The following is an 11212-nucleotide window of genomic DNA, read 5'->3' on the forward strand; positions in this document are numbered from 1 at the left end:
GACCAGGGCGACTTCGCCGGGTCCGAACAGGAGATGATCCGCACCCATCTGTCCGGCTATCCCCAGGCCATCGACGCCGGGGTGCTGTCGATCATGGCCAGCTTCTCCAGCTGGAACGGCGTCAAACACTCGGGCAACGAGACCATTCTGACCGACGTGCTGCGCGGCCCGCTGGGCTTCGACGGCTTCGTGGTGTCGGACTGGAACGCTCAGGGCCAGCTGCCGGGCTGTTCGAACGAAAGCTGCGCCCTGGCCTTCAACGCCGGCATCGACATGTTCATGGCGCCGGACAGCTGGAAGCCGCTGTTCGCCTCGACCCTGGCCCAGGTGAAGTCGGGCGAAATCCCGATGGCGCGCCTGGACGAGGCGGTGCGTCGCATCCTGCGCGTCAAGGTCAAGACCGGCCTGTTCAACGACAGCCGCCCGGTCGAGGGGCATCTGAACGAACTGGGCTCGCCGGCCCACCGCGCCCTGGCGCGCGAGGCGGTGCGCAAGTCGCTGGTGCTGCTGAAGAACGAGGGCTCGGTGCTGCCGATCCGCTCGGGCGCGCGGGTGCTGGTCGCCGGTCACGCCGACGATATCGGCCAGGCCTCGGGCGGCTGGACCCTGACATGGCAGGGCACGGGCAACTCGAACGCCGACTTCCCCAACGGCCAGTCGATCTGGGGCGGCATCCGCGAGGCGGTCGCCGCGGGCGGCGGTCAGGCGACGCTCAGCCCCGACGGGGCCTTCACCCAGAAGCCCGACGTGGCCATCGTCGTCTTCGGCGAAACCCCCTATGCCGAGTTCCAGGGCGATGTGGACACGCTGGACTTCCTGCCGACCGAACCGTTGGAGACGCTGAAGCGCCTGAAGGCGGCGGGCATTCCGACCGTGTCGGTCTTCCTGTCGGGCCGCCCGATGTGGACCAACCCTGAGATCAATGCATCCGACGCCTTCGTCGCCGCCTGGCTGCCGGGCACGGAGGGCGGCGGGATCGCCGATGTGCTGGTCGGCGATGCGGCGGGCAAGCCACGCAACGACTTTACCGGAACCCTGTCCTTCAGCTGGCCCAAGACCGCCAGGGGCGAGCCGCTGAACGTGGGCCAGCCGGGCTATGACCCGCAGTTCGCCTATGGCTACGGCCTGACCTATGCCCGCACGGCGCGTGTCGGCGCCCTGTCCGAAGACAGCGGCGTGGTCGGGTCCGGCAGCAATCTGGATCGCTATTTCGTCGATGGCCGCTTCGTGGCTCCTTGGTCGCTGATGCTGCGCGACGCCGGCGGCGAGTTCCGCCTGGGCGCCGAAAAGAGCGGCGCCAGTCCGCGCGGCGGCGTGTCGGCACGCGCCACCGACGGCGCCGGTCAGGAATCGGCGCGCGCCCTGACCTTCTCGCAGGGCGGGGGGCAGGCCATCATCGCGGCTCAAGCGGTCGATCTGACGCGCCAGTCGAACGGCGAGATGGCCATCGCCTTCCGCTATCGCGTCGATGCGCGCGCGCGCGGCCCGGTCTTCCTGACGCTGGGCGCCGGATCGGTCGACATCTCCAGCCTGATCAACGCCGCGCCCGTTGGTGAATGGCGCACGCTGAAGGTGCGGCTGTCGTGCCTGCGCGACCGCGGCGCTGACATCGCCGCCGTCGATCAACCCTGGGGCCTGCGCGCCAATGCCGACTTCGCGGTCACGGTCGAGGACATCCGCCTGGCGTCGAACGAGGGCGACGCCGTCTGTCCGACGCAGTAGGCTGGCGCTCGCCAAGGGGGAACCGGCCGCGTGACCAATGCTGAACTGAGCGTGGCCTTCTTCCTGCAGATGGCGATCATCATCGCCGCCTGCCGCATCGTGGGTTGGCTGGCCAAACGCTACCTCGGCCAGCCGCAGGTGGTGGGCGAGATGATCGCCGGAGTGGTCCTCGGGCCATCGCTGTTTGGCCTGTTGGCGCCCGATCTTCAGGCGGCCCTGTTCCCCAAGGAGTCGCGGTCGATCCTGTTCGTCGGCGCCCAGTTGGGCGTTGGCCTCTACATGTTCCTGGTCGGGCTGGGCTTCCGTCGCGACCACTTCCGGGCCAATGCGAAAAGTGCGGCTGCCGTGTCGCTGGCGGGCATGGCGGCGCCCTTCGTGGTCGCCGTCGCCCTTGCGCCCTGGCTGGTCGCTGAGGGTCTGTTCGGGCAGGGCATCCAGACCTGGCAGGCCATGCTGTTCATGGGCGCGGCCATCTCGATCACGGCCTTTCCCATGCTGGCGCGCATCATCCATGAGCGGGGGCTCAGCGGCACGCGGCTGGGTTCGCTGTCCCTGGCGGCGGGCGCCATCGACGACGCCGGCGCCTGGTGCGTCCTGGCCATCGTTTTGGCCAGCTTCGGCGCCGGGCCGATGCTGGCGGTGACGGCCATCGCGGGGGGCGGCGCCTTCGCCCTGTTCATGCTGACGCTGGGACCGAAGCTGCTGGCGCCGCTGGGCCGGATCGTCGAGCGGGAAGGGCGGCTCAGCCCGACCGTGCTTGGGATCGTGCTGATCCTGTTCATGCTCAGCGCCTGGGCCATGGACGCAGTCGGCATCCATGCTGTCTTCGGCGGGTTCATCCTGGGCGTCGCCATGCCGCGCGGCCTGCTGGGCGAGGAAATCCGGCGCCAGCTGGAGCCGTTCGCCGTCCTGGTGCTGCTGCCGATGTTCTTCACCTTCTCGGGCCTGAACACCCAGCTCACCATGGTCAACAGCCTGGGGTTGCTGGCCGTCACCGTCGTCATCCTGCTGGGCTCGATCCTGGCCAAGGGCGGCGCCTGCTGGGCCGCCGCGCGCCTGACGGGTCAGGACAACGCCACGGCCATGGGCATCGGCGCCCTTATGAACGCGCGCGGCCTGATGGAGCTGATCATCATCAACATCGGCCTGCAAAAAGGCGTCATCGGCCCGGCCCTGTTCTCCATCCTGGTGCTGATGGCCATCATCACCACCCTGATGGCCTCCCCCCTGTTCGAATGGGTTTACGGCCGGAAGGCGAGAGGGCGGGGCGAACTCAAGGCTGTAGATGACCTCAATGGTTGTCGATGAAGGCGGCGACCCAGACTAGGGGCGCGTTCCAATTGATGGCCACTTCGTTCAGGGCATAGGCGTTGATGTCGTCGACCCAGCAGGTCTGGGCCGCGCACTTGCCGACCAGGGTCTTGGCGACGTCGTCGATCATGGCCTGATTGTTCGGTCCGCCGGACAGGGCGCCTGCTGGTGGCAGGGGGTATGCCGGGTTTGCCTGGTGCGCCCAGAAGCGATGGTGCGGGTTCTGGACCGGCCGGTCGCCGTAGCCCGTCACATAGGACCGATCCATGGGATTACGGCCGAGAATATAGTCCAAGGACCAGATCACCGCGTTGCGGAAATTCCAGTCGCCGGTGTAGTCGAAGGCGGAACCCAGGATCACCGCCCGGCTCATCAGGGCGCCGTTCGAACCCCATTCGTATTTCACGCCCGACACCGGCAGGCCGTAGCCCTGACCATAGCCGGCGTCGACATAAGCGCGGGCGGCCGTCACGATGTTTGCGCGCACGGTGACCAGATCCTCGGACGGCAGAACGTCCGGTACAGTCGCCAGCGTCAGCGACCCCAGCGACGCCGTCCACGAGAAGCCCGGATCGCCCGTTGCGCTTTTGCCCGACAGCGGTCCGCCCAGATAGTAGGGCGAGGTCTTCAGCGCGGTCAGATAGGCCGGATTGCGGGTCGTGGCCAAAAGCTCGGCCGTGGCCCAATAGAATTCGTCCGAAAAGTCGCTGTCGCCATAAGCGCCGCCACCAGCGAAATTCTCTCCGGCCCGAACGTCGCGATTACGCAGCGCGGCGCGGAAGGCGCGCTGGGACGCCGTCAGACAGTGGCGCGCGAAGGCCGGATCGATGTCATGCCAGATCCGCGCGCACTGGGCGCCGACCGCGGCCAGATTGAGCGTCGCGGCCGTGCTGGGCGGATAGAGAAGGCGCGGCTGGGGATCGTCCGCCGGGGCCATCGGCAGGCCCGTCCACTGTGCATCATGCACCTTGTGGTGGACCATGCCGCCGGCGTCGATCTCGGTCAGGGTCAGCGGCTGACCCGCCGCCTGAGCGCCGACCGGGACCTTCAGCTTCACGCCGTCGGCGATCTGCATCTTCAACAGGAACTCGATCTCGTAACGCGCCTCGTCCAGCAGGTCGTTGACGCCGTTTCCGGCCTCGGGACTATCGACCTTGCCGTCCGCAAAGGCGCTCGCGCCGGGCCCGCCCTTGGCCATGGCGCGCTCATAGGCATTCAGCAGCATCCAGACCGAGATGCCGCCGTTGACGACGTATTTGCCGTGGTCGCCGGCGTCATACCAGCCGCCGGTGACATCCAGAGTATAGTCGCACCCGGGCCAGACGACGCCGGCCGTGTCCGCGCCCGAGAAGCAGGCCGCGACCTCGTGCGGGTGCCCGGCTGCACGCGCCAGATCCGGCCGCGCGACGTGAACCGCCAGGATCGGCACGCCGGCCCGGTTCTGATAGAAATAGGCCAGGGCGTCGTACTTCAGCCGGGCGTGAGGATGTGGCTGGATCGAGAAGGGGCGGCTTTCGTGCGATCCCACGATCAGGCGATAGCCTTCGCCGTTGGTCTGCAGCGACTGAAAATCGACCGTATGCACGGCTTGGCCCGAGGCGGCGTCTTGGCCAAAGACCTTGGACGTGCCTTGGGCCACGTTAGCGCCCGCCCGGTCCACCACGCGCCAAGGCAGGGGGCGGGTGGCGCGATCCTCGACCGTTGCCGTCTTCGGCCCCTGGGTTTCGAACCCGACCTGGCTCATCCGGACGGCGCTGGTCTCCGTCTCCGCCTGTGCCGCACCGAAGGCGGCCGCCAAGGCCACAGCCGCGACGCTCGCGCTCGATCTCTTTCTCATCCCAACCTCCCTCAAGGCCTGTGTTCTTTCATGAGCGACGCCGATACGCCGACGTGCCGCACGATCCTCGCGAAAACCCTAGCAGCTGACAGCGTTGTCACAAGTGATTTGCTGATCGCATTCTGTTGCAGCTACTCACACCGGATGACGCCACGATCGCGCTAGCAAGCGCGTCGGGCCACGTGCCATAGAGGCGGGGGCCGCTCGATGGAGGAGGGTGAAGTTTCCAACCGTTCTCAAGCCCGCCGCACGTCTCTGGTGTTGGCGGCGTATCTGGTGCTGTTCCTTGCCGCCTTCATCGGTCTAGCGCCTCTGTTCCAAATCGTCGCTCCGCTCCACGCCGCCGCTCTTGACGCCCGGGGTAAAACGGAAATCCTTAGCCGTGCCATGGTCTGGGGCGCGATCACGGCCGCCGTGGCGAATATCGCCATGGGCGCGATCAGCGACCGGACACGTTCGCGGTTTGGGCGTCGCCGACCCTGGATTGCGCTCGGAGCAGTGCTGACGGTTTTAAGCTACGTTGGCATATGGCGGTCGTCGACGCCGGGCGAATTCGTATGGGCCTTGGTCGGATTTCAACTTGCGTTCAACGTGCTCATGGCTCCGCTCTCAGCCGTGTTTGCGGATCGCGTGCCGATTTTGCTGAGAAGTACGGTCTCGGCGATGCTGGGACTGTCGTATCCGCTCGCTGTGGCTTTGGGCTCCAGTCTGATGGCGCTTGGTCCGCAGCACGAACCCGGCAGATTAGCGCTTCTGGCGGGTATTCTTATCGGTGCGGCCGCTTTCTTCCTCATAGTTTTCGATGAGCCGTCTTCGGAACGACAAGGCAGGGCGCCGTCAGCCTACTCTGGCAGGACCGGACATCTGCTTGCCCCGTTCGAATCCCGCAATTTCGCGACGGTCTGGACTGCTCGTCTCCTGATTGCGACCGGTTATGCTCTCGTCAGCACTTACCTGCTGTATTTCGTCACCGATGCCGTTGGATGGCCAGGGCGTAGTCCAGAACGGTCACATGCCGTGCTGACGGGCGTAGCGTTCGCGAGCGTCGTAATCATTACTATCACAATGGCGCTGTTCGGGGCGCGAATCACGCGCCGTCAACCTATTGCTTTCATAGGAGCGGTGGCCCTTAGCATCGGGGCTCTCGCCTTGGCGATCACGCCATCATGGACAGTCGTGATCCTCGCCTTCGCGCTCTATGGAGTGGGGCAGGGGGCCTATGGATCCGTGGAAATGGGCTTGATGGCGGATGCCCTTCCCACACAAGACAATCGTGGTCGGGATATGGGCCTCAACAATCTGGCGGTCGCCTTACCTCAGGCGATGGCCCCAATCGCCGCCCTCATTTTGGAACAGGTGGGCTTCGATATTCGAGGCCTCTACGTCGCTGCGGCAGCGTGTTTCGCTGCTGCTGCGGTCGTCATGAGTCTATTTCGGTCAGCCCGGACATGAGCGTTGTCGGATTAACCTGCACGGGCTGAAGCGTGCTGTCAGGCTGACCAAGGCAGGACACACTTTGCCCCTACACATAAAATCTCAGGTGGTGGCCGCCACCGATGCTGCCTGAGCTTCGGCGCGGCAGCTACGAAGGGTGGGGCAGGTCATCAGATGTCTAAAGGATCGCAGACGGATAGAGATCCGGTCGATCATCGACATCCACGTCTGATCGCCGCAGCCGTGTTTGACTCTCAGGGGGAGATTGAATCCAGAAGGATCTGACTATCCTCAAGAGGGACTCGTCCTGAAGAAGTATGGAGAGATCACGGATCAAGACATCGAAGCTTAGCGTTCCGCCTGATCGTGAGAACCGCTCCTTCAGAAGCTTGATCACAGAGTGGGTGGAACCCATTTGGACAGCTCGCCGATACCACTAGGGCACGGGAAACAACATCGGCCCCCGAACGGATAGGATGTCCGCTTTGCGCGTGGGTGCCAACGTCCGCTTCTAGCGCATTCGCGACGGAGCGAAATGACGGATTTCGAGGCCTTCGGTTAGGCGGGGACAGCAATCATGCCAAATATACTACCAAGGCCAGTGCATGCTCCCGCACCCAGATCAACCTCACACCTTGTGAGGCACCCAGAAGCCCCGCCCGAAATGGCGGGGCTTTTTGCTGTCCGGGCTTCACTCAGACCTAGCAACACGCCCAACCTGCCATGCACCTGCAGGTCGAACTTGCCCAGGCCGTCCAACAGGTAGGTATCCATGCGGCTGACCCGCTGGCGGATCTCCGCGCGGATATCTTCGTCGTCGTTGTCCTCTAAAGCTTCGTGAAAACGTCCGACGCGTTGGCCGTCAGCGCTTGCGGCAGAGGGATACAGCTGCGTCATTCTACAGCATCTCAACCTCCTCTAAACTCCGCCTGGCTTTGATTGTCTTCGGCTTGCCCGCGTCATCGACGGCCACCATTACGAACTCGGCCGTGGTCGAGCGTCGCCGTTCTCCTGTCAGGAGGCGTTCTGCCCAGAGTTGCACCTCGACCGAGAGGGCGCTTCGCCCAACCATCTTCACGCGCGAGACCAGTTCGACCATGTCGCCGCCGTCGATCGGGGCCTTGAAGTCGATACGGTTGGTCGCTGCCATGACCATGACTTCGCGCGCATGGCGGGTCGCTGTGACGAAGGCGGCTTTACCCATGAGCTTGAGCGCGTCGCCGCCAAAAAGGGTGCCGTAGTGGTTGGTCGTGCCGGGAAAGACCATCTCTGCGGTCCTCAGCCAGCCGTCGTCCGTTTCGTCTGCCTGATCGAGCGGCGCCAACGGTTGATGATCGTCCGCCGGCCTCAGTGCGACCATGTTGAAGGCTCCGCGCGTGCACAGGCGGCGCTCGCCGCTCAGCAGGCTTTCGGCGTGCAGTTCGACTTCGACGCCCAAGGACGAGCGCCCGATCCGAACAACGCGGCCGACCGCCTCGACCATCTCGCCGATCCGGGCAGGGGCGGCGAAGTCGATCCGCTCGCATCCGGCCGTGACCACGGACCGTCGCGCGTGACGGCTGGCGGCCAGAAAGGCGACCTTGTCCAAGTGGGCCAGACCAACCCCGCCGAACAGGGTGCCATGGTGGTTGGCGTCGCCGGGGAACACCATGTCGATCAGGCGCACCCTCACGGCTCGCACCTTTCCGCGCCGTAGTAGAGGTCGCGGGACAGTTCCTCGCGCACGATCTCGGCGCCGGCGCTCAAGGCGCGCAGCTTGCCGTTGGCGACGCGGCGCGACAGGGGCGCCATACCGCAGTTGGTGGCCGGATAGAGTTTGTCGGCGTCCACGAACTGTAGCGCCCTGCGCAGGGTGTCCGCCACCTCTTCGGGCGTTTCGATCGTGTCGGTCGCGACGTCGATGGCGCCGACCATCACCTTCTTGCCCCGGATCAGTTCGATCAGATCCATCGGGACGCGCGCGTTCTGGGCTTCGAGCGAGATGATGTCGATGCTGGAGGTCCGAAGCTTGGGGAAGGCCTCCTCGTACTGCCGCCATTCCGAGCCGAGGGTCTTCTTCCAGTCGGTGTTGGCCTTGATGCCGTAGCCGTAGCAGATGTGGACCGCCGTCTCGCACTTCAGCCCCTCGGCCGCCTTCTCCAGGGTCGCCACGCCCCAGTCGTTCACCTCGTCGAAGAAGACGTTGAAGGCGGGCTCGTCGAACTGGACGATGTCGACGCCGGCGGCCTCCAGTTCGCAAGCCTCCTCATTGAGAATTTTGGCAAACTCCCAGGCCAGTTTTTCGCGGCTGCCGTAATGGTCGTCATACAGGGTGTCGATCATCGTCATCGGCCCGGGCAGGGCCCATTTGATCGGCTGGTCGGTCTGGGCTCGCAGGAACTTGGCGTCATCGACGAAGACCGATTTCGGACGGCTGACGGCGCCCACGACCACCGGGACGCTGGCGTCATAGCGATTGCGGATTCGCATGGTCTTGCGGTTCTCGAAATCGACGCCGTCGAGGTGTTCGATGAAAGTCGTGACGAAATGCTGGCGGGTCTGTTCGCCGTCGCTGACGATGTCGATGCCGGCCCGGCGTTGATCGTCGAGCGACAGGCGCAGGGCGTCCTGTTTGGCCTCGATCAGGTCATCGCCCTGCAGCTTCCAAGGCGACCAGAGCGTCTCGGGCTCGGCCAGCCAGACGGGTTTGGGCAGGCTGCCGGCGGTCGAGGTCGGGAGAAGGGTTTTCATGAGGGGAGACTCTGAAATCTGGAAACTGATCAGGCGGCGGCGAAGGCGGCCGACCATTGGTCGAGGCGGGCGCGGTGCGGCTTGATGAACCGCTCCTCGACGAAACGGCCCTGCTCGACGGCCAGCCGACTACGCTCGTCGCGGTCGTAGACGATGCGGGTCAGCGAATAGTCCTGCGCCTTCAGGCTGGGCTGATACAGCTCGGTCGCCGGGGAGTTGGCGTTGTAAATCTCGGGCCGATAGATCTTCTGGAAGGTCTCCATCGTGGCGATGGTGCTGGCCAGTTCGAGGCCGGTGTAGTCGCCGGTCAGGTCGCCGACATGGTACAGGGCGAACGGCGCGACGCTGCCCGGTGGCATGAAGTAGCGGACCTTCATCCCCATCTTCGCGAAATACCGATCGGTCGGCGAAAAGGCGTCGTTGTCGTATTCCAGGCCCAACACAGGATGGTCGAAGCCCGTGCGGTGATAGGTCTTGTTGCTGGAGACGCTGAGGCAGATGACCGGCGGCTTGGCGAAGTTGTCGCGATAGGCGCGCGACGTCAGAAAGTGCCGGAACAGCTTTCCGTGCAGATCGCCGAAGTCGTCCGGCACGCCGCCGTTCGGATGCGCCTTCAGGTGTTCGGGCAGGACTACGCTGAAGTCGTAGTCACGGACATAGGAAGAGAAGTTGTTGCCCACGATGCCATCGATCCGCCGGTTCGTCTCCTTGTCTATGATCGTCGTCTGCAGGATTTCGATCAGCGGAAAGGCGTCGTCGCGCTCCGAGCAAAGGCTCATCTCGACCGAGACGATCTGAAGCTCCAGCGCATAGCGATCGCCCCTCGGATTCTTGTGGTGCGCCAGCGAGTTGAAGCGGTTGTCGATCATCCGCAGGGTATTGCGCAGATTGTCCCGGCGGCTGTCTCCTCGCGCCAGGTTGGCGAAATTGGTGGTGATCCGCGTCGTCTCGGCGGGACGATAGTCTTCGTCGAGCGCGGTCCGCGTGATCCTGAATGTGAAGTCGGTGCTCGCCATGTCTCTGCCGTTGATGCTGTGGCGAGACAGCGGACAGGGACGCGCGACCGCTCGCGCGCAGTCGTCCCGTCGCGGCGTTCATGCGACCTGACCGGACACCCCGCCGGAGGACGTTATCTGTCGGGGCAGGTCTCCTGGCTCACGGGTCACGGCTTCGGGTCCGGCCTTCCCAACGTCCGAAGACGTCAGTGACACGAAATGGACCTTCGGCTCGCCGCTCACAGTTGCGGGGGCAGCGCCGGCATCGCACCGGCTTCCCTCTTAGCTCCGCATCGCCCGAAGGCGACGCGCAGAACCTCGACCTATTCATGAGACGCGCACCCGACGCCGAAGTCAAGAAACGCATAAGGATATCCTTATGGCTTCTGGCGGCTTCTATCATCGCTCCTGCTGTTCAGCTTTCCGGGGTCATGGCTCCACGAGCCCATCAAAGATTGAACAGCATCTCTTTGGATCCCGGTCTGCCACAGACGCCGCCGGGAAGTTCGTCGTCCGACAATACTGAGGCTGCGCGAAGGCACGGGCGAAGCGCTCGAGGTGCTAGCTTATGCGCTGATAACGATAACGAATCCTCGAGGTTTGGTGGAAATGAGGCACCTTAATTCGAAGAGGTTCTGTCAAGTCCGCAGATTGCGCTAGCCCAATCACTCAGGGGCTTGAACCCTCTGGGCGGCGCCCATCGGGCGCGCTGCGCGTTGTCCCGACGATGAAGCAGCCCTTTCGATACCCTACGACTCCAGACGGCCGCTATTTCGTGGTACGAGGCCGGCTTTGGCGATGCGCCAATCCAGCGTTGTCGGCTGCGGCGAGGGACGAACTGGTGCATCATCTGATGTCGGCGCGCCGGGCGGTGCGGACGGCCCTGGCGGCTGAGGATCCAGATGCTCTGGCCGCATCGCGGCGGAGCGTGGACAAGGCCAAGGTGGGGCTGGGCGAGCGGGGGCCGGTTTGGTGGAGCGACGGCTCACCGGATCTCAATCGGCGCATGGTGCGCAACACCCCCTACGCGGATTGGTTCGCCAGTTTGTCCGAGACGCGCGAATGATGACAGCATTCCATCGTTTCGTTGTGGCTTAGGCTATGCGTGCGATACGCCGACGGCCGAAATAGCCGCCGCACGGAAAGATCCTGCAACTTCCTTTTAGGGCGGTTCCGTCGCGCT

General features: G+C 64.6%; 9 protein-coding genes and 1 riboswitch. Of the genes, 4 read left to right on the forward strand and 5 right to left on the reverse strand.

Translation table 11 applies throughout. The features are described 5' to 3' along the window. Both BLR19_RS00005 and BLR19_RS00010 read left to right on the forward strand, forming a co-directional pair. Positions 1-1722: glycoside hydrolase family 3 protein (locus BLR19_RS00005; RefSeq protein ID WP_143007317.1), on the forward strand; the 1722-nt coding region annotated here is incomplete at its 5' end. 30 nt (positions 1723-1752) lie between these two features. Continuing rightward, positions 1753-3030 carry a cation:proton antiporter gene (locus BLR19_RS00010; RefSeq protein WP_091745726.1) on the forward strand — a complete coding sequence of 426 codons (1278 nt, stop codon included), beginning with the start codon at positions 1753-1755 and terminating at the stop codon, positions 3028-3030. On the opposite strand, the gene BLR19_RS00015 is transcribed toward BLR19_RS00010, so the two are convergent. Continuing rightward, positions 3014-4870 (reverse strand): glycoside hydrolase family 9 protein, encoded by a 1857-nt coding sequence (locus BLR19_RS00015; RefSeq protein ID WP_218119287.1) that lies wholly within the window; start codon positions 4868-4870, stop codon positions 3014-3016. The genes BLR19_RS00010 and BLR19_RS00015 overlap by 17 nt on opposite strands. A 207-nt stretch (positions 4871-5077) precedes the next feature. Here BLR19_RS00015 and BLR19_RS00020 point away from each other — a divergent pair, with 207 nt between their 5' ends. Then, the gene (locus tag BLR19_RS00020) at positions 5078-6322 is read left to right on the forward strand and encodes an MFS transporter (protein ID WP_091745734.1); all 1245 of its coding nucleotides are present in this window, start codon (positions 5078-5080) and stop codon (positions 6320-6322) included. Between the two features lie 540 nt (positions 6323-6862). Here the strand turns inward: BLR19_RS00020 and BLR19_RS00025 are convergent. From BLR19_RS00025 to BLR19_RS00040, 4 genes are read right to left on the reverse strand one after another with little or no spacing between them, the layout of a single operon-like run. Next, positions 6863-7201, reverse strand: coding sequence for a hypothetical protein (locus tag BLR19_RS00025; RefSeq protein WP_091745737.1), 339 nt, complete (start codon positions 7199-7201; stop codon positions 6863-6865). A 1-nt stretch (position 7202) separates the two neighbouring features. Further along, entirely contained in the window at positions 7203-7976 is a 774-nt protein-coding gene (locus BLR19_RS00030; protein WP_255366329.1) for an acyl-CoA thioesterase, read from the reverse strand. Then, entirely contained in the window at positions 7973-9034 is a 1062-nt protein-coding gene (locus tag BLR19_RS00035; protein ID WP_091748966.1) for a methionine synthase, read from the reverse strand. The genes BLR19_RS00030 and BLR19_RS00035 overlap by 4 nt, the downstream gene beginning before the upstream one ends. Positions 9035-9063: 29 nt before the next feature. Then, positions 9064-10050 (reverse strand): DUF1852 domain-containing protein, encoded by a 987-nt coding sequence (locus tag BLR19_RS00040; protein ID WP_091745740.1) that lies wholly within the window; start codon positions 10048-10050, stop codon positions 9064-9066. 106 nt (positions 10051-10156) lie between these two features. Next, a riboswitch (cobalamin riboswitch) is annotated at positions 10157-10365 on the reverse strand. Between the two features lie 505 nt (positions 10366-10870). On the opposite strand from BLR19_RS00040, the gene BLR19_RS00045 reads away from it, so the two are divergent. After that, a complete protein-coding gene (locus BLR19_RS00045) occupies positions 10871-11095 on the forward strand; it encodes a hypothetical protein (protein WP_255366330.1) in 225 nt (74 codons plus the stop codon). Positions 11096-11212 lie beyond the last annotated feature (117 nt).

The organism is Brevundimonas sp. 374, from assembly GCF_900102995.1.
In the GTDB taxonomy this organism is placed as follows: Bacteria; Pseudomonadota; Alphaproteobacteria; order Caulobacterales; family Caulobacteraceae; genus Brevundimonas; species Brevundimonas vesicularis_C.